Genomic DNA, 24,929 nt, shown 5'->3' on the forward strand with positions numbered 1-24,929 from the left:
GGTAGGATCGTTGAGGTGGATTCTGGGCAGTTAAACCCCGACGGAGCCCGAGGATGAGCACCGCCGTCGCGATCGCGGCCCGCCGCCTCACTCCCGAGGATTTGCTCGCCCTGCCCGACGGCAAGGACTACGAACTCGTCGATGGCCGCTTGCTCGAGAGGCCCATGGGGGCGGAGTCGAGTCGAGTGGGGACGCGGCTTTGTTCACGCCTCGATCGATTCAGCGAAGACAACGGCCTGGGGATCGTCTGGGGGGCCGACAACGGCTATCAGTGCTTCCCCCACGCCCCTGGGATGGTTCGCAAGCCGGATATCTCGTTTGTGAAGGCCGGGCGGCTGTCCGGCGACATTGCCCCCCGGGGTTGGGTCCGGATTGTGCCCGACCTGGTCGTCGAGGTCGTTTCCCCCAACGACTCGGCCGAGGAGCTGGAGGGGAAGCTGGAAGACTACGCGAAGGCCGGTGTGCCCCTTGTCTGGGTGATCTACCCGGAGCGCCGCCGAGCCCGCGTCTTCGGCGGCGATGGCTCGACGGTCGTCGTGGACGAGGACGATGACCTGACCGGCGACGTGGTCCTGCCGGGCTTCCGCTGCCCCCTCCGTGAGATCCTGCCCGCGCGGATCGGCATTGAGCCGCCCGCGGACCCTGGGCCGGCCTGACCGGCCGGTCGCCCTGGGATCTCAGGCCATCCCCCGAGTCGGCCGTGGTCCAGGGTCACCGGGACCAGGTGCCAACGCGTGACCGGGTTCTTCCTCACGGCCGCGGTTGCCTCGGGTTCCGTTCGAAATAGGACTTCAAGAGCGCCCCGCGGTCGGTGAGCGACGGGCTGCGCGTGTGGTCATTCCGGTCCGGCCCGTGCTCGAAGCTCCAGCCGTCCCACTCGCGATAGGCGTGATAGGCCCAGTCCCAGCGGTATTCCTCCATGACCTCGATCACGTCGCGGAGCCAGTCCCGGCCGCTGGCTCCCGGCGCCCAGCGGATGACGCTGAACTCGCCGATGTAGATCGGCACGTGGAAATCCCGCTCGAACCGCCGGGCCGGCTCCAGCGCCCGTCGGATCGCCGCCTTGTCCCAGGGCTTGCCGTCGATCACGCCCGGGTAGGAAACGCGGCCCGGGTTGTCGTAAACCCCCTGGTGGGTGAAGTGATGAGGTTGGTACATGTGCACGCTGTAGACGACCCCGTCGATTCCGGGCAGGGGCTCGAAGTCGTCCAGGCCCTCCGGGCTACCCCAGGGCGTCGGCTCGACGATGATGGCCTTCCCGCGATCGATCGCGCGGATCCGCTTCGCGGCCTCGAGCGCCAGCTCCGGCCAGGTCTTGACGCCGTCGGGGATCATCCCCACGACGGGCTCGTTCACGAGGTCATAGCCCCAGACCGCCGGATCGTCGTGGAACCGCCCGGCGATCCTGTCCCAGACCCGGAGGAAATGGGCCTGGTGCTCGGGCTTGCGGAACATCTTCATCACGCTCGTCCCCTGCTCGCGACCGCCGGGGGGCGTGTGCACGTCGATCAGGACCGAGATCCCCTCGCGGCGGCAGACCGTCAGCAGGCGGGCCAGGCGGTCGAGCTCGCGGCCGAGCCAGCGGTCGTACTCCTCGGCCGTGGCCGTATCCGCCGGGCCGTTCGGGAAACCGTCCCAGAGGAGCTGCCATCGTACATGGTTCGCTCCGTAGCTTCGGGCCAGGGTCGTCAGGTCGTCGGCGTCGACCTTCGTCCCGATCATCACCCCACGCAGTCGGCCGTGGCCAGGTCGGGCCTCGGCCGCGGTCGCGTTCGCGGCCGGGGTCGCGGCGGTACGGCGGGGCGAGAGGATGGAGATGCGGACGTCGTCCAGGACCACGCGGCCGGTGACCTGTTCGAGCCCGAGGGCCAGGTCCGCCGACTTCGAGTCGTCGGGAATCGTCGCGGTGAATCCGACCCGCGACCAGCCGAAGGAGCCGGCGTCGATCGGAGCCTGCGGCCACTCGTCGCCCGCGCCGCGGACGTGGAGCATGACCTTGATTCCGTTCCACGACTTCGGCGGAGGCGACACCCCCTCAGCCCGCGCGAACGCCTCGACCCGAACGCGGGCGCCGCGTAGTTTCTCGATCGGGAGTGACCAGCTCACCATGGCCGATCCGGACCCCGACGCGGGCTCTCGCTCGATCACGAGTCCGGCGGTTCCCGCCCGGCCTTCGCCGGCAAGCACCCGAATTCCGGGCCCGGTTGGAGACGTTCCCTCGAACGGCTTTCGCTCTTCGAAGGTGCGCACGAACACCGGCGAGTTACCGCCCGTGTTCCTTGCCCCGTCCTCCCCCGCGAGGCCCAGCAACGACACCGCCATCATCCACGAACCGATCATGATCCTCTGCTCCCGCCGCCGCGATCGACGTAGATCCTCGGCCGGCAAGAGCTACCGTAGCACCCGCTGGGCCTTGACGAAATCCTCGTCTCGGGACGTGACGAGCCCAGATGGGAACTTCGGCCTGATGACAGTACCTCCGCTCTGATCAAACGCCACGTCGGGGAGCTAGGCACAATACCGTTCAATGGGCGCAAGTCACGGCCTCCAGTTACCTGTTGACAGGGCCGGCTCGTGCGGGGCGGGCGGACGATGTTGGCGGCGGGCTCGCCGAGGGCGGTCAGTACCCGTTCCTCACCGGGCACCATTCCCGCACCGATCTCGGGCGACTTCGGCTGCGCCATCGCCCTGGGCGACGCGCGAGACGTCTCCAACCCCTTCCCCGCGTGGGTTTCTCCCGATCCGTGACCCATCGAGACGATCCGGACGATTCCTCCATCGGAACCCGGATCCGCCGATCCTCCATCGGTCTGGCTCCGAGTTGTCGGGAGGTCCTTCCCTCAGCGACGGCCGTAGCGGATCCGGAGCAAGGTGCCGGACGTGCGGTCGTGTCCCACGCTCAGAACGTAGAGGCTGCCCGAGTTGTCGACGGCCAGCCCGTCCACGACCGGCGGGAGTTTGGTCGCAAACGACCGGACGCGCCCGTTGGCCGGGTTGTACGCTTTCACCCAGCCCACGATATCGGCGAAGAAATAGAGGCCGGAGAAGGATCGGGGGAAATTGCCTCGCGCAAGACTGTAGAACGCGCCCCCGGTGATCGCGGCACCATTGCTGTCGTTCTTGCCATGGTTGTACGCGTAGAGCGGCGGGGTGAAGCGGGCATCCCCGGTGGCGTTCTCTGTGATCGGCCAGCCGTAATTCGCGCCCGCCACGCCCCGGTCGATCTTCTCCCAGGTGGAATCGCCCACGTCGTTGATGTAGAGTGCCCCGGTCTCCGGCTGCACCGCCATGGAGAAGGGATTGCGCAGGCCCATGGCCCAGATCGCGCGGTTCACGCCGGTCGTCTGGTTGTAGAACGGGTTGTCCGTCGGGATCGTGCCGTCGGCGTTGATCCGCAGGACCTTGCCGAAGGGCGTGGCCAGCGACTGGGCATTCGAGGAGACCTCATTGTCGCCGACGCCGACATAGAGCTTCAGGTCCGAGCCGAACTGGAGCGAGCCGCCGTTGTGATGGGTGCTCCCCAGCGCCGGGAGGTCCATGAGGGCGATCTCGCTCGCCGGATCGGCCACGTTCCCGGTGACGGTGAAGCGGCTGATCCGATTGTGGGCCGGCGCCCCCGGCACGGTGTAATAGAGGAAGAGATAAGGATTGGTCGCGAAGTTCGGATTGGCCGCGATCCCGACCAGCCCCCGCTCCGCGACCGCCTCGGTATTCACGGTCAGCATTGGAGTCGGCAGGAGTTTGCCTCCCTGAATCACCCGCACCTGGCCTGTTTGCTGGAGGACCAGGATCCGGCCGTCGGGCAGCGTCGTCATCCCGCTCGGCTGGACCAGCCCACCGGCCACGACCGACTGCACGAACCCCCTGGGGAGCGTCGTCAGCAACCAGCGGGCTTCCAGGCCATCCACCACCGGCCGGCAATCCCGGACGCGTGCTTTCCTCGTCCCGACCAGGGAACGGATCCGCGCGGCGAGCGACCTGAGATGAGCCATGGTGTCATGCCCTGGTTGACTTCGCGAAGCGGCCCAGTCCGACATGAGAGACTGCGAAGCGACGCTTCTCTTGGTGTCGTATTTACCCTATTTCTCCGATTTTACCAAGAGCGGACCTCGGCGAGAATCGCCAGCGGTTCCGGCTCCGCCTTGACGAAATCCCCCGCCCGCGGCAGGATCTCGGCGCCCTTCGACCCGGCCTGGGCCGGGCATTTCTGTCGGGACAGCCAATTCCGAGGTGAGGTCATGGAAGACCGGAGCACGGGCGTGGGCGTTGCCGCCCCGCCGGAGATCGCTCGCGAGCATGCGCTCCGGGCCGCATCGGCGTGCCTCCAGGCCGGCGATCGCGAGCGGGCACGCTCGCTCCTCCGGCGATTGCTCGCCGTGGAACCGGACTGCGCGGATGCCTGGTTCCTGCTCGGGGTCGTCAGCCAGCAGCGGAACGAGGCATCGACCGCGGCGGGGCATTACGAGCGGGCCATCGAGATCGACCCGAACCTCGCGGAGGCCCACAACAACCTCGGGCTGATCCTCCAGGCTCGCCGTGACTTCCCGGCCGCGGAGGACCATTTCCGCACGGCGATCGAGATCGACGCGAGCTATCCCGAGGCGATCAACAACCTGGGCAACGTCCTGCAGGATCAGGGTCGGTTTCACGAGGCCGTGATGGCCTACCGGCGCTGCCTGGAGGTGCGACCGAACGACGTCGAGGCCCTGAAGCATCTGGGCAATGCCCTGCGGGCGCTCAACCGGCTGGACGAGGCCCTCGACTGCTACGAGGCGGGGCTGCGGCTCGATCCCGGCCACATCCTGCTGCACACCGCGAAGGGGCTGGTCTCGATCCAGAAGGGGGACCTGCCGGTGGGGTTCGCCGAGTGCGAATGGCGATTCCGCGGCGAGGGCCTGCCCATCCACGGCCTGGGGCTGCCGGAGTGGGACGGCCGACCGCTCGAGGGCCGGACGCTGCTGGTCTCCGCCGAGCAGGGACTCGGCGACACGATCCAGTTCATCCGCTACGCCGCCCTGGCGAAGGCTCGCGGTGCCCGAGTGGTGGTGGCGTGCCCGACGATCCTGGCCAAGCTCCTGGCCACGGCGCCCGGCGTGGACGAGGTCGTCCCCATGCACGGCCCGTTCCCGCCGGCCGACCGGATCGCTCCCGTGATGAGCCTGGCCCGGATCCTCGGCACGACCTTCGAGACGATCCCCGCGGTCGTCCCGTATCTCGCCACCGACCGGCAGCGGCTGGACGCCTGGAAGGCGGAGATGGAGCCGGTCGCCGGCCTGAAGGTCGGCGTGGTCTGGCAGGGGAACCCGACCCATACGCGGGACGCGGAGCGATCGTTCCCGCTCGCCTGCCTCGAGCCCGTGTCGCGGCTGCCGGGAGTCCGGCTCTTCTCGCTCCAGAAGAACTTCGGCCTCGACCAGCTCGGCGAGGTGTCCGGGCGGTTCGCGATCACGCCCCTGGGCGATCGACTTCACGACTTCCTCGACACCGAGGCCCTGATGCGGAACCTGGACCTGGTCATCTCGGCCGACAGCTCGCCCGCCCACCTCGCCGGGGCGCTCGGCGTCCCGGTCTGGACGGTGCTGCCGGCCGTCTGCGACTGGCGCTGGATGAGCGTCCGCGACGACTCGCCCTGGTATCCCACGATGCGGCTGTTCCGCCAGCGGACGCTCGGCGATTGGGGCGACGTCTTCCAGCGAGTCGCGGACGCGCTCGGTCGGGAACGTGGGATGAGCCGGGCGGGCTGATGCAATGCCCTCGATCTGGGCCTCGGGGAGCGTTCCGATGATCGCACAAGATCCGCTCGCGATGGCGGGGGCCTGCCTCCACGCCGGAGACTACCTTGGCGCGGAGCGTGCCTCACGGCTGGCCGTCGACCGAAATCCGTGGATTCCGGACGGCTGGTTCATCCTGGCCGTCGCCAGCCAGCTCCTGGGCAAGCTCGCCGAGTCGGTCGAGCACTACCGCAAGGTGCTCGGGCTCGTCCCCTACAACGCCGAGGCGTGGAACAACCTGGGGGCCTCGCTCCTGTCCCTCCGCCGGCCGGAAGAGGCCGAGCCGTGCATTATCCAGGCCCTGAGGCTCGATCCCCGCTACGAGCAGGCGCACAACAACCTGGGCAATGCCCTCCAGGCGACGGGTCGGCTCGCCGAGGCCGAGGCTTGCTATCGACGGGCCATCGAGCTCAACCCGCGGTACGTCGGGGCTCGCGAGCACCTGGGGCTGGTCCTCCAGAGTCAGGGGAGGCTCGACGAGGCGATCGCGGCCTATGAGGAAGCCCTGACGCTGGCGCCGACGAACGCGGACATCGCCATGAACCGCGCCTACACGCTGCTCCAGAAGGGGGACTTCGTCCGCGGCTGGGAGGCCTATGAGGCCCGCTGGGGATGCCCAGAGCACATCCAGGCCGAGCTCCCCCTGCCCCTCTGGGACGGCCGGCCGCTCGGCGGCAAGACGGTCCTCCTCCGCGCCGAGCAGGGCCTCGGCGACGTCATCCAGTTCCTTCGGTTCGCCCCGATGATCCGGGAACGCGACGGCCGCGTCGCCGTCTGCTGCCCCCGGACCCTCCTCGCGCTGGCCGCGACCTGCCCCGGGGTTTCCAGGGTCTACACCGACGACAAGCCGCCGGTCGACCCCGAGATCGTCTGCCAGGCCGCCATCATGAGCCTCCCCTATCTGCTCGGGATCACCCTCGAGACGATCCCGGCGACGGTCCCCTATCTCCACCCCGATCCGAGCCTCGTCGCCGATTGGTCCGAAAAGCTGCGTCCGGAGATCGGCCTCAAGGTCGGCGTCGTCTGGCAGGGCAACCCGGATCACAAGAAGGACTACCTTCGGTCGTTCCGGCTCTCTCGGTTCGAGCCGCTGGCAGGGATCCCGGGCGTCCGGCTGTACAGCCTCCAGAAGAACGTCGGCGCCGACCAGTTGGAGGAGATGAAGGGCCGCTTCCCGATCCGCGACCTCGGGCGGGACTGCGCCAGCTTCATGGACACGGCCGCCGCGATCGCGAATCTCGACCTAGTGATCGCGCCGGACACGGCCGTGGCGCACCTGGCCTCGGCCCTCGGCAAGCCGGCCTGGGTCGTCCTCCCCTTCGCGGCGGAGTGGCGATGGCTCATGGATCGCCAAGACACCCCGTGGTATCCGAGCATGCGCCTCTTCCGCCAGCCGCGATGGGGGGACTGGGATTCGGTCTTCCGGAGCGTCGCGAGCGAGCTGGCCTCGATGGCCAATCCGGTGCCCGGCCCGCGCCCGTGAGCCTCAGGACTCCTCGCCGAGAATCGGGGACGGCCTGCCCCAGGTGCCGCTGAAGACGATCTCGGTCAGCGGCTTTCGCTGACGCGGGGCCTGATCGCGGTCCCGGTATCGCTGATCCAGGTCGGGCGGGTCGCCCAGATAGCCGATCGCGATGCCCGTGAGGGGGGCGTAGTCGTCGGGGACCCCGTAGGTCTCCCTGACCTTTTCCGGCAGGATGCCGATCATCTGGTGGACGAAGAGCCCGCGTGCCGTGGCCTCCAAGGTCAGGCTGGCGCTGGCGGCTCCCAGGTCGTGCTCCGCCGCGGCATTCGGCTTGTTGTTGCGGGCGAAGGTCTTGCTGTGGCATCCGATCGCGAGCACCGGCACGAACTTCGCCCATGCCTGGTTCCCCTCGACCAGGCAGGAGAGGATCTTCTCGAAGCCGTCGGGGTCCCCCTTGGTCGCGACGATGTACCGCCACGGTTGTTCGTTGTACGACGAGGCCGACCACCGCGCCGCCTCGAAGAGCGATCGCAGGTCCTCCTCCGAGACGGGGCGATCCGAGAACGAGTAGGGGCTCCACCGCGTCGCGAGCAGCTCCTGGATCGGGTGGTCGGGCGTCGCGGACCTGGGGATGCTCACGGTCGGTCTCCTCGAAGAAGGGATCGAGATCCCGCGAAGGTTCAATCAGGTGATCGGTCCCGATGGCGGGAATTCGCGTCGATGTGGACCGCACGCGGGCCGGGACTCCCTGATACACTATCGGGTCGGGACTCTCAGCCTCCAGGGGAGTCCGGCCGTCGTTCCTCCCCGGGGCCCGGATCTTTCGGATGCTCGCCGTCATGACCGTCGCCGACCAGGCCCGGACGAAGTCGACCTATGGCCTCCAGTGGAACCGATTCCGGATCCTCCGACCCGAGGAGGACCGGGCCACGTTCCGGAATCGGACGGCCCTGACCGCGGACGAGCTCGCGGGTCGGGTCGTCCTCGACGCCGGGTGCGGCATGGGGAGGTATCTCCGGATGGCCGCGGAGCTCGGGCCGAGGATCGTCGTGGGGATGGACCTGAGCGAGGCGACCCGCGCGGCGACCCAGTTGACCTCGGACCTGCACACGGTCGCGGTCGTCCGCGGCGACCTGCTCCGGCTGCCGTTCGCTCCCGGCTCGTTCGATCACATCTATTCGATCGGGGTGCTCGATCACACGCCCGATCCCCGGGCCGCGTTCCTCGGCCTGGCGAGGCTGCTGAAACCGGGCGGGCGGATCGCGATCTGGATCTACCGGAAGGAGCGGCCCGCGGTGGAGCGGATCATGGACGTCCACCGGGCGATCTCCCGCCGCCTCCCCCTGGGGCTCCTGCTCGGGCTCTCGAAGGCCGCCGCGCCGATCGGGGGCCTGAAGCGGCGACTGATGGGCAGCCGGGCCTGGATCGTGCAGCGGGCCGGCGTGGCGCTCCACCTGGCCACGATCGGGGTGTCCATGCACCCGGATCCGGAGGTCCGCGTCTGCGACACCCTGGACTGGTACGCGCCCGGGTTCCTCTCGCGGCACACCGCGGACGAGGTCCGGGGATGGTTCCGCGCCGCCGGCCTGGTCGAGATCGAGGACCTCTCCGCCCTCCAAACGTTCTTCCACGAAGGCCAGGGACATGGGATCAACCTCGCGGGCCGGAGGCCCTCGGAGGTTTCCAGCGCTTGACCCTGAAGATGAGGCGAACCTAAGATCAAGGGGTACGAGTCGAGGGACCTTCGGCACCGGGTGTCATCTCACGACCCGGTCCGCACCCGGCTCGGCCATCATTGCATATTTCTTCGCTGGTCCGCTCATCCGGAGTTATCGACTATCATGATGCGGTGGGTCATTCTGAGCGTGGCCGTCGTCCTCCTGGCCGGTGTGGCGACGGTCGTGACGCAGCTTGTCGGTGGGTCGAGCGCCGAGTGGGACCTGCCGGCCGTCCCGAAAACGAAGGGGCCGCAGCCCAAGGTGGTCGTCGAGGGCCAGCTCACGTACGAGTTCGGCGACATGGCCACCCAGAAGACGGGCACCCGCAAGTGGGTCGTCAAGAATGAGGGCGAGGGGGACCTGGACATCTACCTCGGCGCCTCGAGCTGCATGTGCACGGTGGGCAAGCTCAAGAAGGAAGGCTCCAAGGAGACCATCAAGCCGGGCGAATCCACCGAGGTCGAGGTCGAGTGGAAGACCAAGGACCAGGTGGGCGAGTACGGCAAGAACGTGACAATCACCACGAACGACCCGACCCGGCCCGAGTTCAAGCTCGGCGTCCACGGCCAGGTGAGCGCCCCGGTGATGATCCTGCCCCAGCCGCTGGACGGCGTGGTGGCGGTCGGCTCGATCTCCACGGACAAGCCGTCCCAGATCTCGATCGCGGTCTTCTCGCCCAACCGACCCGATTTCAAGATCAGCAAGATCACCAGCTCCAAGCCCGATCTGATCACCCCGAACATCGTGCCCCTGACGGCCGAGGATCAGGCTCAGCTCAAGACCAAGGGGGGGCACCGCGTCAATCTGAACGTCAAGCCGGGGTTCGGCCAGGGCGAGTTCCGCGAGGAGCTGATCGTCGAGACCGATCATCCCGATGAGCCCAAGATCACCCTGACGCTCTCTGGAACGGCGACCGGCCCCGTCAGCGTCGTCCCGGCCCGCCTCCGCCTGATGGCGCTCGACGGCCGAGGGAACGCCAGCTCTCAGGTCAACCTCCTGGTCCGCGGAGGCCAGACCGCCAAGTTCACGGTGGCCCACAAGCCCGACAAGCTTGACGTCGATATCGTCCCCAACGACGCCCCGGGTGCCATGGGGCGATACCGGATGACCGTCTCGGTCCCCCCGGGTCTCCCGCCGGGCGTCGTCGAGGACACGATCATCCTCAAGACCGACCTGCCGGGGGTCCCCGAGATCAAGGTCCCCGTGAGCATCGTCGTGGGTGCGGGCTGATACCCTCACCCTCGGACGACGGGCCCTTCGCCGACGCCTTGCTGCCTCCCCCGGCCGGCGACATCGCGGATCCGTGCGAGGTCGCGTCGTGCGCCCGCCGGTCGGCCCGAATTCTCCATGTTGACCATGCTCACGCGGGAGGGTCGATTGGACTTACCCGCGTGGTCCCCTGTCGCTAGAGTGGCGACGGCGGAAGGATCTCCGCCCCTGGACCGGGCTCGTCGGCTCGCCCGGTGCCGTAATCGCTTCACGAAGGGATCACGATGTCGCCTGCCGCCCCATCTCGGATGTGCCTGGTTGTCCTCTTCCTGGCTTGCGGGTTGACCCTCCCGGCGTGCTCGAAGTCCGAGGCACCCGGCACCCCTCCCGCGGCGCCCACGAAGGAGACCGCCAAGAACAGTCCGCCCGCGGGGAGCAGCGGGGATGGGATGTCGAAATCGGGCAAGCTCCTGGCGGACTGGCCCAAGCCGGCGGGGCTGCTGGTGATCTCGGGCGAGATGGACGGCTACCTCGAGCCGTGCGGGTGCACCCAGGGCCAGGTCGGCGGCCTGATCCGCCGGCTCGATTTCCTCGACCGTCTTCGCGCCCAGTACGGCCAGGTCGCCCTCATCGACCTGGGGAGCCTGATCAAGGATCCGGCCGCCGCCCGCGGCGGCTTCGAGCAGGCCAAGATCAAGTATGGGATCGCCCTCAAGGCCCTCTCCACGCTCAAGTACGACGCGATCGCCCTCAGCGCGGAGGACCTCAAGATCGGGGTCATGGAAGCCTTCGGCCAGCTCCTGAACAACCTCAACGACCCGGCGAGGATCGTGGTCGCCAACGTGACGCCCGGCGCGGGTTTCGAGTCCAAGATCGAGGCCAGCCGGATCCTCCCCGCCGGATCGGTGAAGCTCGGCGTGACCGCGGTCATCGATCCGGAGCTCCTGGAGAAGCTGACGGATCCGGACAAGAAGGAGCTGCTCGCCGCGATCAAGCGGCCGGATGAGGTCCTGGGCACCGTCCTCGCCGACATGGAGCCGAAGAGCGACTATCAGGTCCTGATGGTCCAGGGGCCGCCCGAGTTGGCGAAGCGGCTGGCGACCTCGTACCCGGGCTTCGACGTCGTGGTCTCCGGCTCCCAGTTCGCCGATCCCGTGGACCGCGATCCCCTGATGCTCAACGGCGGCAAGACGATGGTCGTCCAGGTCGGCCGGCGGGGGAAATCGGTGGGCGCGGTCGGGTTCTTCGCCGACGGCGAACAGAAGATCCGCTATTACCTGTACTCCCTGGGCACCCGGCTCGACGGCCCCGGCACGGCCGTCAAGAAGGTCATCGAGGACGAATACCGCAGCATGCTCAAGGCGGCGGGGACCGTCGAGACCTTCCCGCGCCACGATTACACGGGGGGCTCCGCGGGCGCGACGTTCGTCGGTGCGGAGACGTGCAAGCAGTGCCATCCGAACACCTTCGCCCGCTGGTCCACCACCAAGCACGCCCAGGCCTTCGTGTCGCTGGAGAAGGACCCCAAGCCGAATACGATCTTCGATGCCGAGTGCATAAGCTGCCATACGACGGGCTTCGAATACACCTCGGGCTGGAAGTCCGAGGCCGCGACCCCGCACCTGAAGGGGAACCAGTGCGAGAACTGCCACGGGCCCGGCTCGCGGCACATCGCCAACCCGGACGACCTCGCGGCCAGGACCCCCATGAAGATCACCGCCGAGCAGGCGGACAAGGGCCGGATGTGCATCCGCTGCCACGACGAGGACAATTCCCCCAAGTTCACGTTCGCGACCTTCTACGGCCAGATCGTCCACAAGGGCCTGGACGAGTACAAGGACCCGAAGGTCCACCAGCCGGTGACCCCCCGGGGCGCACCCAAGCCGGGGGCCGCCGCCGCCGCCGCGGCCGGGAAGTGAATCGCGTGGTCGAAACGCCAGAGCCTCGAGCAGGAAGCCTCGCCGATGAGTGAACCCTCCGCATCGCCGGTCCTCGCCTCCGTCCCCGAATCCACCCGCTGGGAGCGGCTGACGGCCAAGTATCGGGAAGACCATCGCAACCCGGTGAACCACGCCCTCCACGTCGGTGTCGGCTGGCCGATCATGGCGCTCGCCGTGATCCTGATCCCGTTCCGCCCCTGGTGGTCGCTGGGGCTCTTCTTCCTGTCGTACGGGATCATGTGGACCGGGCATTTCGTCTTCGAGCGGAATCTGCCCACGGTCTTCCGCCATCCGAGCACGCCGTTCGTGATGGCCTGGGTGGTGATCCGCCAGATGGCCCGGGGCGCTCGCAATATCCTGACCGGCAACCCGACTCGCTAAGGAAACCAAGATGGCCGACACGATCAACTACGAGGATTTCGCCAAGCTGGAGCTGCGTGTGGCCCGGGTCGTGGAGGCCCGGCCGCATCCCAATGCGGACAAACTGCTGCTCCTGCAGGTGGACATCGGCGACGAGCAGAAGCAGATCGTCGCCGGGATCCGGCAGCACTACACGCCGGAGCAGCTCATCGGCAAGCGGATCGTCATCGTCAACAACCTGGCGCCCGCGATGCTCCGCGGCGAGACCAGCCAGGGCATGCTCCTGGCGGCCACGTCCGGCGACAAGGTGATCGTCCTCACGCCCGACGATCCGGAGTGCGTCCCCGGGGCGAAGGTGAAGTGAGGCCGCCCGGATCCGCCGGCCGGGCCCGGTCGGGGCCCTGATCCTCACAGATCCCAGATCCTGCGACCGTCCATGAAGCAGGAGATGATCCCGTCCTCGCTGACCTTGAGGACCGGGCCGAAACGGCTCGCGACGAGGGCGGCCGTCGTCCGGGCGCCCTCGGCGACGGGCGGATCCGTACCGGGACCGGTGCCCTCGGCGTCGAGCCCGCGGGCATCGTGGCGGAGGATCGCGCCGAACGCGATCAGCCGCCCGGCCGAGTCGGTGACGAGGGCCCCGTCGATGCTCGCCAGCGCCTCCAGGACGGCCGGAGCCAGCTCCATGACGCGGGCCCCGCGGGCCAGGTAGTGGATCGAGCGTTTCGAGAGCGGGGAATCGGCCGCGGCGGCCGAGGGCCTGCGCGTCGGATCGCCGATTCGGGTGCCCGAGTTCTCATCCACGGTCAGCCCATGGAGCGTGAAGAGATGCGACGGGGATTCGGCCTCGTCGTCGCACGGCGATACGGCCGGCGATCCCTCCACGAGGTCCTGCACCGAGATCAGGTTGCCGACGGCCCGGTCCGCCTCTTCCACGACGACCAGGAGGCCCCCCTGACGCTCCTCGGCCAGGTCGAGCGCGGTCTGGAAGAGCCGGCGGGCGAGTCCCGGGTTCCTCACCGCGCGGGACCATTCGGCGAACCGGGTCTCCGGATCCTGGACCCGCCAGCGGCCCTGGGCGAAGACGAACGCCTGGACACCCTGCGCGAAGACCTTGATCTCCTGGTTGGGGCTGAGCACCAGGCAGATGTGCCCCGAGCCCTGCGTGGCCAGGGCATGAGACTCGTAAACGCGAGGACACGGGACCGGGAGCGCGGATCCGCGACCTCGCTCGGCCGCTCCGGCCGATGGTCCCGCGTTCGGGTCCGCGATCCGCAGGCCGCGGCCGCGGCGCGTTCGTGCCCAGCGCTGGATGTCGATGACCTCCTCCAGGCGCCCCTGCTCATCGACGAGGTAGAGGGTCCGCCGGCCGTCGCAGAGGCGGTGGAGCGTCCGGAGCGCCGTCAATTCCACGCCGAAGGGCATGGCCTCCGTCGCGGCCGGTCGAGCGTCGTGGGGCGAGGATGCCGCGGGAGGCCCGAGGATCAGCGCGCCGGTCGCGACCCGCCGGTTCTCATAGGTGGAGAGCGCCATCGTCCGGAGGGTCAGGATGGCCTCCGCGATTCGGCTCGAGAAGGTGCTCGGGGAAGCGTAGGGCCCCGGCTCCACCGAGGCGGCGACGTAGTGATCCTCCGGCATCCCCCGGCGCAACTGGAGCAGGGAGACCTCCGAGGAGCGGAAGAGGATCCGGAAATAGAGGCTCATCACGAGGCCGATCGCCCGGATCAGGTCCCGATCGCGGGGCCCGAGGGCCGCGTGGGACGGGACGCTGATCCGATACCGGCAACCGAAGAGGGACACCCGCAAGGTATTGGGCGGCCACGCATCGTCCTCCTCGATCCGGAAATCGAGCGAGATCTCGGCCCCTTCCGCGATCCGACGCGGGGGCGAAAGCTCGCCGGCCAAGCCCAGGTCCTGGTCCCGTTCCAGCGTGCTCCCGGGATAGAACGAGAGGAGGTCACGTCGGAACGATCCGAGGAAGACGTCGATGAAATGCCCGGGATCTTGCAAGAAGCCGCGCCCTCCGGCACGAGGGGCGGGGCGGGCTGCGGCGGGCTGGATCGGCAGCGACATCGCAGGCCCCTCCTCGGTCGAGAACTCGAGACGCCAGAGTCCCCCTCGTCCGGCCGGATCATAGCGGATTCCTTCGGGGGGGAAAGTCGGATCGCGGATCGAGGACGCGGCGTCACCGCCAACCGCTCTTGGTCCGGGACGATCGGGACGGCTTGGCGGCGGTCCGCCCTTCGCGGCCCGAGGCCGTGGCGACCCGGTCATCCCCCGAGCCACGGGACGACTTCCGTTTCGCCAGCCCCGGCTTCACCAGGTTCCACGACTCGCCGTTGCTGACGATCGTGACGGTCCCGCGCTGGTCGGTCCTCAGGAGCGGGATCCCCTCGCGACGCAGCAACGAGACGGTCTCCGAATGAGGGTGGCCGTACGAGTTCCCCGTGGCCAGGCTGGCCACGGCGATCTCGGGGCGGACCAGGTCCAGCAGGCCCTCGTCGGTCCCATTCCGACTGCCGTGATGCGCCAGCTTGAGGACCGTACACTCGCGGAGCAGATCCGGGTTCTTCGAGACCCACGTCGCGCGCTCGGTTTCCTCGCTGTCCCCGGTCATCAGGACCGAGAATCCGCCGTAATCGAGCCGGACGCCGATGGAGTTGTCGTTCTCCTCGTCGGTGCTGTACGGGGGCTGCGGCAGGATCGTCAGGAGCACGGACCCGAGCTCGATCCGGCGGGGTTTCGCCGTCGGCTCGATCGAGGTGATCCCCTGGTCCCGGACCGCCTCCAGGACCTTCAGGAAGGACTTGGTGGTGTGGGACGAGCCGGTGACGACGAAGTACTTCGGCTTGAACTCCCGGACGACCCGCTCCATCCCCCCGAAGTGGTCGAGGTGGTGGTGCGTGAGGATCGCGATGTCCACCGAATCGATCCCCCGCGACTTGAGATGGGCCGCGGTGGCGTCCCGGGTGGGCCCGGCGTCGATCAGGGCGACCTTGCCCTCCGGCGAGCGGATGAGGATCGAATCCCCCTGGCCGACGTCCAGGAAGTCGACGATCAGCGGCCTGGACGCGGGCGGGGCGGGGCCCTCATCCTGGCCCCGGGCAGGGAGCCCGCCAGCCGCCGCGAGAGCGAGGCCGAGGACGACCAGATATCGCAACGGCTTGAGGAATTTCACAGCTTGATATCACCTCCCGGATCGGTCGCGCGGAGCTCCGCCTGGACCTTCCGCGTGTCGTCCGCCAGCTTCCGCGTCGCCCCCTCGTCCCGCTCCAGCGAGAGCCGCAGCACGTCGCCGGCCTTGGCGCCGGCGGGGAGCAGCGAGCGGGGGACGTCGATCGACTCGCCCCCGTCGGTCACCAGCACGGCGACGGACTTATCCTTCCCCTCGAAGCGGTCGAGGGAGACGGTCGTTTGCACCGTGAAATCTCCACAGGATTACTTGATGAGGATGGACCGATCGGCGGACCCGCGGGCGACCCGGGCGGCCGACGCGTCGGCGACCGAGCGGAGCCGTTCCGACTTGAAGGCGATCCGGTTCCGGGGCGAGTTGAGCGAGTCCGACCGCTGGCCGACGACCTCGAGCGCGTGGTCGCCGCTGGAGAGGGGGAACTTGCCGGGCTCGGGGAGGGCCATCTTCAGCTCGCGGCGATCGAAGAGGCCCCCCTTGCGGTCCCAGACCTGGACGACGATCTCGTCCTCGGGGTTCCACTCGACCTCGAACGGGCGGACGCTGAACGACGCCACCAGGTCATCCTTGCCCGCGACGACGAGGTTCTCGCCGAACGTCTTGCTCTCCCAGACGATCGCCTGCTTGCCGGCGGGGTCGATCCGGACGACGCGGGCCTGCATGTCCACGGTGCGCCCGGGCTTGAAGAGCTTGGGGTCGAGCTGGATCTCGTCGATCTTGACCCGGAAGACGCCCGGCTGCTTGGGATCGTCACGCGCGATCGCGCCGGTGACCACGCCCGTGAGGCGGTCCTTGATCTCCGCCACCGGGGTATCGGCCTGCGGCTCCTGGCCCGTGATCTTGGTGTAGACCGCCCGGAGGATCGGCCGGTCCTTGAACGCCCAGCCTCCGGCCCCGGCCCCGCCGGTGAGCAGCATGGCCAGCACGGCCCAGATCTTCTTCAGCAGCGGCCAGCGCTTCTTCTTCGTCGCCACGATGGCAGACTCCTCGTCCGTGAGATGTTCCGCCCCGGCCATCCCGGCCGGGTTTCCTCTTCAAGGCGATGTGAGCGGTCGGCGTCGCCGGCCGGAGACCGAAGCCCCCCGCGACCTGCGCACGATGTCGGGGTCGAAGTGATGCCGGCGGGTTATATCATGAGCCGGTGGGTCGTCAATCGCATTCTCGTGAATTGCGGCCCGCGAGGCGAGCCGCCCTCGGGCTGGCGGCCCATGGGCCCTTCCCCTGGGCCTTCACCCTTCTAACCGTCCGCCCGATCCCAGATTCGTGGCGGTTCGACTATCGGACAGATGTCGCATTGATTCCGGGTACCTTTCCCCCATGGGGTGCAAGGGAATCAGGATTGCCGGATCGTCATCAAGGTAGACCGGCGTTACGCTTCGGCTCCCCCCTTCAGGGCCCCTTGTCCATCGGTGCACTCACCCTGTGGCCGGGAGAAGTCCACGGGGCGGTTGGAGTCATGTAGGGTTTTCGGCTGAAGCCTTGTCGGCGTGATCTCAGAGCGGCATCGAAGACCAGGCATTCCTAGCGGCCGCGAAGGCCAGCCACTCAGAGCGCGTATCCTGGGTAATACAGAGTGGGAGATCGGGTCGATCCAGTCTGGGCTGTCGGCGACCTAGTATTCCCCTTGAGTGCCTGGCCTTCGATCCTTTTCGATTCAGCCAAGATGCTATCCGCTTTGCCCGGTCTACTCCCTCTGGGTACCTGATCTTCGATGCCCTGGGGGCCTGTCCTTCGATGCCCCTTCGTTGAACCTCGTCCCGGCCGCCGCACGCCCCGCGCCGCCGACAATCTGGACTCGATAGCCCCGCCTTTCTCTCTGTGTTGCCCAAACAGCCCACCTCGGGTGCCTGGCTTTCGATTTCCCTATTCTTGTTCACAAAAGCGTTGTGTCGATTCCTCGAGTACCCTCATCGTCTTGCTGAACACCTCGGCATTCACACCTTCAGCTTGAGCGAGCAAAACTCCGACAGGATTTCGCCCTGCGCCATCGCTAATCCTCGGGTCAGCTCCGCCAGCCAATAGCACTCGTACAATTGGCCAGGATAGTACGTTACAACCCTCGACTGCGATCAGGAGTGGCGTACAGCCCCTGATATTGCGTGCATTTACGTTTGCTCCGGCGTCGACAAGCAGAGTCACAGCGTGAGGCTGTTTAGCCTCGCATGCCATGTGGAGAGGACTATTGCCATCTCGATTTCGGAGATTGATCGCATCCGGATCCTTATCAAGGATGTGGTATATGGTCGTGAGGTCGCCGCAGCGAACCGCATAATACAATGCATCAGGCCCTTTATCGACTGTCGATCGATCGCGTAGATTGTCGCGGTCAAGCAGAACAAGTACTTCTGGCAGGCATTCGGTCATCTCTACCTTTGCTAGATCTGCCGGACGATAGCCGAAATCATCCATGATATCTGGATCCGCGCCTGCTGCTAGTAAAGCTGAAACGATCCCTATGCTTCCTGGATCACCCTCATAAACCGCATAATGAAGTGGAGTCTTGCCGCAGTCGCCAGAAGCGTTGACTGCGGCACCGGCGGCAATCAGACAAACTACCGCCTCTAGATTCTTCTGCCAAGCAGCGATGCACAACAGTGTATCACCAGACTCGTTCCGTAGCTCGGCAACACCAGGCTCTTGCCGTACATGCTCGCAAAACTCATTGGATCTGTTCGTGACCAACTCTGATAGGGTCGAAAAGACGTTGTTTGTCGCATCTTCTTTCATGCATGCTGCTCCCACCACCTGGGTGCCTGGCCTTCGATGCCTCCCTCTCGCGAGAACGCTCCTCGCCGGGGTTGAGGCTCAGTTTTCAGCCCCAACCCCGGATGGAGGCGGTCAGCAACGCCAGCGAGAACCCCACGCTGCCACGGCGGCGAGGCCCCCGGCCAGCATCAGCGCGCTGGCTGGCTCGCAAGGTATCGAAGGTATCGAAGGCCAGGCACTCAAAGCGGGTATCCTGGGTAATACAGAGAGGAGTTCGGGTCGATCCAGTCATGACTGTTGGAGCCCTGGGGCTGTCAGCAGCCGGCTCGCGATATCGACGAGCCGTTCAGGTGGTGCTCCCCCTGGTATCCTTGTTTCTTTGTTTTGTATGCGTGGCCGTTTGATCCCTGGCTTCGACCTGCCAGCGATCCGATATTGCTCCCGAAGCGCGATCAGCCTCGATCGCCGTTCGTCGGGTCTTTGGGCGATTCTGTTCGTGTTTGCAATTTGATATCCTTAACCAGGAGATACAGGTGTAGCGCATCGGTCGGTGACGGACTGAAACCGAAATGCTCGTAGAAGCGGCGGGCGTTCTCGTCCTTGGCGTGAACGACCAGGGCACGTATTCCCGCGATATCCGCCGCCTGAACGGTTCGGAGCATCGCGTCCTTGAGCAAGCCGGCGCCAATCCCCCGACCTTGGGCCTCGGTACTTACGGCAAGCCGGGCGAGGAGCATGATCGGGACAGGATGACGGGCCAGCCCCTTGCCCAATCGGCCCTGAGCATCGTCATACGCGACCTCGCCCACGGCAAGCGAATGGTAGCCGACCACCGTTTCGCCAGAGAGAGCCAGGTAGGTCTGAGCGGCGCCCGCAAGCTGGTTGATCAGGGCAAAACGCGCTAGAAAGCGGTTCAACTCCTCCTGGCCGCAGTCAAATCCGGCGACCAGGTGATCGGGCTTGAGCTTCTCGATTCGAAGCGGAGCGGCCATCATCACCCGCTACGGTCGAAGACGCTGGGTTCCTGCAGAAGCCGGCCGAGTCGAGGGAGTTCACGGGGAGGGGCGTCCAGCGCTTCCAGGAACCTCGTCCAACGCTCTGCATCCAGGCCGAAGCGAGTTCGGTCCGCCAGGGTTTCGTCAGCCCGAACCAGGGCGCTTTCCAGGACGAATTCGCTGACCGTCCGCCCCGCCGATTCCGCTGCGGTTTGTAACCTATGCTTGGCCTCCGGCGTGAGCCGAAGATCCAGCTTGGCAGTACGCGTTGAACGTCCCGGCATGGCACTCCCTCTCTTCCTTCCCTGTCAAGCATACCATGATTGCCCGACATTGTCACGACACGCCGAGGAGAGTTTGATTTGGGCTGTCCGCGCGAGTGCCAGGATCGCCTGGATCAAATGTGGTGGTAAACTCGGCCCACTGGTGATCCGCTCGCCGATCGACTCGTCCTCCCCATCCATTTCCCGATCGATTGGCCCGGTTATCCGGATTTCGCCGATTTCAGCGGAAACAACCTCTGGGAATACTCGTGGGCCAGGAACGAAAAACGCAAAACATGGCGCACTCTCTAGATAGAGTCTCTGTGTCGCGCTGGTGGTACGCGCCGGAGATCGGCATAGCTGGCCCTGAGAGGAGGGGCCTGATGCGGACGTGCGACCGGTAGGTTCGTGATGCCACGACGGACCGACCTTGCCCGGAAATCGGGGGGCAAAGCCAAGCTTTCGTGCACGGTTAAGGGGTGTCCATCAAAGGACTTGTGTTACGCATTATAAATGTCTGATGCGACAATCGAAGCCAAAGCGACCGGTCTGGGGTTGGGTCTCAGGGAAACGGCGTGACCGGTCGAACGCGGGACGGGGGACCGGCACGATTGCCGGTCCCCGCCCAAGCTTGTCGGCACGCTCGGCACGGCAAGCCGCCTCGGTCACGACACCTCGTCAACCGCCTCCACCCGGGGGGGCGGGGCGAATGCGTCGTCTTCCGGGAGGTAGCCCAGGATCTCGGCGGCGTCGGTGAGGTCCCAGCGGGTGCCGTGATTCCGCGAGACGCCATTCACGACGACGAAGGGATCGTCCTCGATCTCCGCCTCCACGGCCGAGTCGAAGAGCTGGACGAGGTCGTGGTTGGAGAGCCAGAGCTTGCGGTGCCAGTCGTCGGGCAGGGTCTCGGCGTGGTTCCGCCCCTCCTGGACGAAGCCGATCCGGAGCGCGATGAACGTCAGGTCGAAGGCGTCCGCCAGGCTCTGGCCGAGTCGCTCGCCGACGAGCTTGAAGAGGCCGTAGGGGCTCACCGGCTTCGGGGGCAGGTCCACCCTGATCGGCTCGTCGCCCCGGTCCCGATAGCCCCACATGACGTGGACGGAGCTGGCGTAGATGACCCGGTCCACGCCCAGCATGGCGGAGACGTTGAAGACGTTCGCCATCGCATCCACGTTGGGTTCCACCAGGTCCGCGGCGGTCGACGCGGAGTCGGCGTTGGCCGCGAGGTGGACCACGGTGTCCACGCCGTGGAAGTGCGTCCCCCACTCGTCGTCCAGGATGCTGAGGTCCGCCTTGATGACGTCCTGATCGTCGGGGCCGGGGTTGGCGTCGATCAGGACCAGGTCGTAGACGTCCTCCCAGGCCGCCCGGAGCTTGCGGCCGATGTTCCCGCACGCCCCCGTGATCAGCACCACCCGCGGCTCGCTCTCGACTTCGAGATCCAGCTCCTCGTCGACCTCCTCATCATCCTCCTCGTCCAGGTCGTCGGGGCTGAGGATGGGTAGGTGGCCAGAAGTCGATCTGGGGAACGCGGGGGGCTTTTCACCCTCACCTTCATCATCCGAGTCCCAGTCAGGACGCATGGCTCAAGTCCTTTCGGCTCGAAGCAAGGTGGGATCGTGGCGACCGGCTCGCAACCGGGTCAGAACATCAACTGTACCACGTTTCCAGGCCGCGAGCAGGAATCCAGTTGCCTCGAAGCCGCGATCGAGCGAATCGGATGAGCGGCCCGGGGTGGGAAACCGGGGTCCCCGTGTCATCGTGAAGCGGATCGGCCGGGGATCGAGTCGACCTTTCCGCCCGTGATCCGTCGGTCCGGGCGGCAGACCTGGCGAGGCCGGGGACACCTGGCCGTTTCGTCGAGGTCCGGCATGGCGTATAAGTCAGGGAAGACCCGACGGCGGCCCCGCTCCCGCCGACTCACGGTCGCGCCCTCCCCGTCGTCGATGACTCGAGGGCCGAGACTCCATCATCCTTGCTCTGAGGACTCCGGATCATGCTCTCCGCCGGCTTGCCTCTCCTCCTGGCCCTCCTCGCCGTCGAGGATCCGGGCCAAGACCGACTCGACCTGGTGCCGGACACCTCCCTGATCAGGCTCGACGAGGTCGGGCTTTACCGGGTCGGATACGCCTTCCGCGGGCAGCCGGAGAGGGAGTTCCCGGTCGGCTGGTCGGGGCCCTTCGACGACAAGACCGGCGTGGCCTGCCAGTCGGTGGGGGCCGTGGGCGGCAAGGAAGCGATGCTGCTGCACTGCCCCTGGCGGGGCGGCACGGGGACGGCGTTCCAGGAATTCCGCGTGCAGATCCCGAAGGCCGGTCGGACCAGGCTCCTCGGGGCGACGGCCATGCGGGCCGACGCCGTGGGCAAGTCCGATGGGGTGACCTTCCGAATCAAGGGGGCGGGGCGGACCTACCTGGAAGAGCACCGGACCGACGCGGCCTGGAAAGAGTTCGCGATTGACCTCACCGGCTCGGCCGGGACGGTCGTCCCACTCCGGTTCGAGGTTGACCCGGGGCCGAGGGGCGATTCGTCCTTCGACTTCGCGATCTGGGGCGACCGTCGCCTGGCCTTCGAGGGGATCAACGCGAATCTCCACCCCCATCCGCCGGCACCCCCGGTCTCGCTGGCATCGCTCCGACCCCGTCAATCCGGCGGCGCCGCGCCGCCGGCCGGGTCGACCCGCGTGAGCACCACGCGCGACGGCGAGGCCGTGATCCTTCGCGCGGAGGGGGACGACGGGGTGCTGGAATACCGCTGGGAGCGGCCGGCGCCGGGATCGGGCGGCGGCATCCTCGGGACCGTCGTGCTGTCGGCCGCGCGCAAGGGGGCCTCGCCCGTTCGCGTGCCGGTCGGGGCATCGGCGGAGCTCCGCTGGACCGGCGCGGCGACCGAGGTGGAGAGCCGATGGGCGGACGCGGCTGGGACTCCGCCGACCCTCCTCCGCACGTTCGAGGTCGGGGGCTCGCGCACGACCGTCCGGATCCGGGGCTCGCTCCAGGGCAAGAGCCTGGTCTTCGACGTCGAGGCCGACCGGCCCGACGTGGAGAGGCTCGCGCCGGGGGGCTGGGGGCCGGTCATCCGGCGGAAGAACGTGCCCGTGCCGTTCCTCACCGACGAGGTCCATTACCTCCCCGCCCAGGGGCTGTTCGTCGCCGCCAACCTGGACTGGACGGCCTCGAATGCCTCGCACCACGACGGCGGTGCCGCGAGCTACCTGCCGCTGACCGATGGCCGCCGCAACCCGCTCCGCGAACGCCTGATCTACTCGGCGGCGTGGAACCTGGACGAGGTCCTGCCCAACATCCCGAACCCGCCCTCGCCGTATCTCAAGGACCTGGGGACGCGGACCGTGCTGGACATCTGGGGGGGCCGCTACACGGACATCGCCGAGAGGATGAACAGGCTCGCCAGCTACGGCATCGACAGGGGCGTGGCGATCATCCACGACTGGCAGCGCAGCGGCTACGACAACGCCCTGCCCGCCCACTATCCGGCCGCCGCGGACAAGGGGGGTGACGAGGGGATGAAGGCCCTGGTCGCGACCGGCAAGAAGCTCGGATATCACATGGCCCTGCATGAGAACTACGTCGACTACTACCCCAACTACGAGGGCTATCGCGAGTCCGACATCGCGCTCGACTCCGCGGGCAAGCTCCAGAAGGCCTGGTACAACGAGGGGACGAAGATCCAGTCGTTCGCCGTCAAGCCGAACGCGATCCTGCCCCTCGCCGCGACCCAGTCGCCGGAGATCCATCGCCGCTACGCGACCAACGCGAATTACCTGGACGTCCACTCGGCCGTGCCGCCGTGGTTCCACGTCGATCAGAGGGCCGGCGAGTCCGGCACCGGTCGGTTCGGCCGCGTCTGGGACGTCCACCGCGAGCTCTGGACCTACGAACGGACGACCCACGCGGGCCCCGTCTTCGGCGAGGGGAACAACCACTGGTACTGGAGCGGCTGCCTGGACGGCGTCGAGGCCCAGTTCGGCCAGGGCTGGCAGGGTGAGCGCGGCCGCGAGGTGCCGCTGATGGTGGATTTCGACCTGCTCAAGATCCATCCGCTCCAGCTCAATCACGGCATGGGGTACTACGAGCGATGGTGGGGCAAGCCGACCTGGAACGGCCCCGTGCCCCTCGTCGTTCTCGACCAGTACCGGATGCAGGAGGTCGCCTTCGGCCATGAGGGCTTCCTCGGCGCTCCGACCTGGTCCGAGATCCCGGCGGCCTGGCTCGAGCATCATCTCCTGGCGCCCGTCACCGCCCGGTATGCGACCGCGAGCCCGGCGGAGATCCGCTACGAGCTGGGCGGGGCCTGGGTCGATTCGTCGACCGCCGCGGCGAGCGAGGACGCGTCCGAGGCGTTCCAGCGCGTCCGCGTCCGCTACGACAACGGGCTGACGATCACGGCGAATCAGGCGAAGGAGCCGCTCCGCGTCGGTTCCCACCTGCTGCCTCAATACGGCTGGCTCGCCGAGGGCGCCGGGGTCTCCGCGGGCACGACCGACCGGGGCGGCGTGGTCTCCGACCACGCCGAGACCGACGAGGCGGTCTTCGCGAACGCCCGCCCCGCGCGGGAGTGGAACCTCCGCGGCGGGGTGCGCGTCCGGCCCGCGATCGACCGCTTCGAGGCGGCCGGGACCAGGACGATCCGAGCGACCTACGTGTGGAAGGTCAAGGACCCGGTCCCGCGCGACTATCACTGCTTCGTCCACTTCTTCAAGAAGGGCGACACCGGCTCGCACATCCTCTTCCAGCAGGACCACGCCCTGGCGATCCCGAGCTCTCGATGGGCGGCCGGCCGGACGATCAAGGACGGGCCGCACGAGTTCGCGATCCCGGAGAACATCGCCGACGGCGAGTACACGTGGACGATCGGCCTCTTTACCGAACGGGACGGCCGGGCCGCGCTGGACGGGGTCCAGGACGGCGATGCGCGGATTCGCCTGGGCACGCTGAAGGTCGCGAACGGCGGCCGCACGCTCAGGCTCGACCGGGAGACCGCCGAGGACGAGAGTGGGGGCGCGATCTACCTGGAGCACGTCAACGCCGAGAACCGGATCGTCGACTTCGGCTCGGTCCGCACGGACGGCGGCGTGCTGCTCCGCCGCCAGGGGAGCCGCTGGACGGCCTGGGTCTTCCCGCGCGACCGGGCCTTCACCCTGTTCCTCGATCCGGGCCGATTCGGTCGGCCCGCCTCGATCTCCGGCGACGGGGGCAAGCGGGTCGTCGTGCCGAAGGTCGAAGAAGGATCCTGGAGGCTCCCTCTCGACGGCTCGGCCCGCTACGAGTGGGACGCGGGCCCCGGGCGCTGAA

Annotated in this window: 20 protein-coding genes; 9 read left to right on the forward strand and 11 right to left on the reverse strand. The window is 67.5% G+C overall.

The genetic code is table 11. The annotated features are described in order from the left end of the window. Window positions 1–53: 53 nt before the first annotated feature. The gene (locus tag G6O54_RS19025; protein WP_165227244.1) at window positions 54–656 is read left to right on the forward strand and encodes a Uma2 family endonuclease; all 603 of its coding nucleotides are present in this window, start codon (window positions 54–56) and stop codon (window positions 654–656) included. A gap of 94 nt (window positions 657–750) precedes the next feature. Here the strand turns inward: G6O54_RS19025 and G6O54_RS19030 are convergent, their stop codons facing one another. Together G6O54_RS19030 and G6O54_RS19035 are read right to left on the reverse strand one after the other, a co-directional pair. Then, window positions 751–2,340, reverse strand: a complete 1,590-nt coding sequence (locus tag G6O54_RS19030; protein WP_165227245.1) for a glycoside hydrolase family 5 protein — start codon at window positions 2,338–2,340, stop codon at window positions 751–753. A gap of 500 nt (window positions 2,341–2,840) precedes the next feature. Continuing rightward, complete coding sequence (locus G6O54_RS19035; RefSeq protein ID WP_165227246.1) at window positions 2,841–3,992, reverse strand: PQQ-dependent sugar dehydrogenase; 1,152 nt, start codon at window positions 3,990–3,992, stop codon at window positions 2,841–2,843. A 246-nt stretch (window positions 3,993–4,238) separates the two neighbouring features. Here G6O54_RS19035 and G6O54_RS19040 point away from each other — a divergent pair, with 246 nt between their 5' ends. Together G6O54_RS19040 and G6O54_RS19045 are read left to right on the forward strand one after the other, a co-directional pair. Further along, a complete protein-coding gene (locus G6O54_RS19040) occupies window positions 4,239–5,744 on the forward strand; it encodes a tetratricopeptide repeat-containing glycosyltransferase family protein (RefSeq protein ID WP_165227247.1) in 1,506 nt (501 codons plus the stop codon). A 37-nt stretch (window positions 5,745–5,781) separates the two neighbouring features. Then, the gene (locus G6O54_RS19045; RefSeq protein WP_165227248.1) at window positions 5,782–7,254 is read left to right on the forward strand and encodes a tetratricopeptide repeat-containing glycosyltransferase family protein; all 1,473 of its coding nucleotides are present in this window, start codon (window positions 5,782–5,784) and stop codon (window positions 7,252–7,254) included. A gap of 3 nt (window positions 7,255–7,257) precedes the next feature. Here G6O54_RS19045 and G6O54_RS19050 read toward each other — a convergent pair whose 3' ends face one another. After that, a complete protein-coding gene (locus G6O54_RS19050; RefSeq protein ID WP_205678915.1) occupies window positions 7,258–7,875 on the reverse strand; it encodes a nitroreductase family protein in 618 nt (205 codons plus the stop codon). A 188-nt stretch (window positions 7,876–8,063) separates the two neighbouring features. Here G6O54_RS19050 and G6O54_RS19055 point away from each other — a divergent pair, with 188 nt between their 5' ends. The 5 genes from G6O54_RS19055 to metG all read left to right on the forward strand — a co-directional run bounded on the left by G6O54_RS19055 (window position 8,064) and on the right by metG (window position 12,827). Further along, entirely contained in the window at window positions 8,064–8,930 is an 867-nt protein-coding gene (locus G6O54_RS19055) for a class I SAM-dependent methyltransferase (protein ID WP_250846979.1), read from the forward strand. Window positions 8,931–9,077: 147 nt separating this feature from the next. Next, window positions 9,078–10,184, forward strand: coding sequence for a DUF1573 domain-containing protein (locus G6O54_RS19060; RefSeq protein WP_165227249.1), 1,107 nt, complete (start codon window positions 9,078–9,080; stop codon window positions 10,182–10,184). A gap of 263 nt (window positions 10,185–10,447) precedes the next feature. Next, window positions 10,448–12,082 (forward strand): multiheme c-type cytochrome, encoded by a 1,635-nt coding sequence (locus tag G6O54_RS19065; RefSeq protein WP_165227250.1) that lies wholly within the window; start codon window positions 10,448–10,450, stop codon window positions 12,080–12,082. A 45-nt stretch (window positions 12,083–12,127) separates the two neighbouring features. Continuing rightward, the gene (locus G6O54_RS19070) at window positions 12,128–12,484 is read left to right on the forward strand and encodes an Mpo1-like protein (RefSeq protein WP_165227251.1); all 357 of its coding nucleotides are present in this window, start codon (window positions 12,128–12,130) and stop codon (window positions 12,482–12,484) included. Window positions 12,485–12,494: 10 nt separating this feature from the next. After that, window positions 12,495–12,827 carry a methionine--tRNA ligase subunit beta gene (gene metG / locus G6O54_RS19075; protein ID WP_165227252.1) on the forward strand — a complete coding sequence of 111 codons (333 nt, stop codon included), beginning with the start codon at window positions 12,495–12,497 and terminating at the stop codon, window positions 12,825–12,827. A 44-nt stretch (window positions 12,828–12,871) separates the two neighbouring features. Here the strand turns inward: metG and G6O54_RS19080 are convergent, their stop codons facing one another. From G6O54_RS19080 to G6O54_RS19115, 8 genes are all read right to left on the reverse strand, one after another. Further along, window positions 12,872–14,536, reverse strand: coding sequence for a hypothetical protein (locus G6O54_RS19080; RefSeq protein WP_250846980.1), 1,665 nt, complete (start codon window positions 14,534–14,536; stop codon window positions 12,872–12,874). A gap of 112 nt (window positions 14,537–14,648) precedes the next feature. After that, entirely contained in the window at window positions 14,649–15,641 is a 993-nt protein-coding gene (locus G6O54_RS19085) for a ComEC/Rec2 family competence protein (RefSeq protein ID WP_165227253.1), read from the reverse strand. After that, entirely contained in the window at window positions 15,638–15,883 is a 246-nt protein-coding gene (locus tag G6O54_RS19090) for a DUF3006 domain-containing protein (protein ID WP_165227254.1), read from the reverse strand. Before G6O54_RS19090 ends, G6O54_RS19085 begins: the two co-directional genes overlap by 4 nt. An 18-nt stretch (window positions 15,884–15,901) precedes the next feature. Continuing rightward, window positions 15,902–16,627, reverse strand: a complete 726-nt coding sequence (locus G6O54_RS19095) for a hypothetical protein (protein WP_165227255.1) — start codon at window positions 16,625–16,627, stop codon at window positions 15,902–15,904. 889 nt (window positions 16,628–17,516) lie between these two features. Further along, window positions 17,517–18,380, reverse strand: coding sequence for an ankyrin repeat domain-containing protein (locus G6O54_RS19100; RefSeq protein ID WP_165227256.1), 864 nt, complete (start codon window positions 18,378–18,380; stop codon window positions 17,517–17,519). 431 nt (window positions 18,381–18,811) lie between these two features. After that, the gene (locus tag G6O54_RS19105) at window positions 18,812–19,351 is read right to left on the reverse strand and encodes a GNAT family N-acetyltransferase (RefSeq protein WP_165227283.1); all 540 of its coding nucleotides are present in this window, start codon (window positions 19,349–19,351) and stop codon (window positions 18,812–18,814) included. A 2-nt stretch (window positions 19,352–19,353) separates the two neighbouring features. After that, window positions 19,354–19,638: a type II toxin-antitoxin system TacA family antitoxin gene (locus tag G6O54_RS38880; RefSeq protein ID WP_165227257.1), complete on the reverse strand. Its 285-nt coding sequence runs from the start codon at window positions 19,636–19,638 to the stop codon at window positions 19,354–19,356. Window positions 19,639–20,282: 644 nt separating this feature from the next. Further along, on the reverse strand, window positions 20,283–21,200 hold the full coding sequence (locus tag G6O54_RS19115; protein ID WP_165227258.1) for an NAD-dependent epimerase/dehydratase family protein: 918 nt from the start codon (window positions 21,198–21,200) through the stop codon (window positions 20,283–20,285). Between the two features lie 413 nt (window positions 21,201–21,613). Between G6O54_RS19115 and G6O54_RS19120 the strand changes: the two genes are divergently transcribed. After that, window positions 21,614–24,928 (forward strand): DUF5696 domain-containing protein, encoded by a 3,315-nt coding sequence (locus G6O54_RS19120; RefSeq protein WP_165227259.1) that lies wholly within the window; start codon window positions 21,614–21,616, stop codon window positions 24,926–24,928. The last annotated feature ends 1 nt before the right edge of the window (window position 24,929 follow it).

It is taken from the genome of Aquisphaera insulae, assembly GCF_011064615.1.
Lineage (GTDB): Bacteria > Planctomycetota > Planctomycetia > Isosphaerales > Isosphaeraceae > Aquisphaera > Aquisphaera insulae.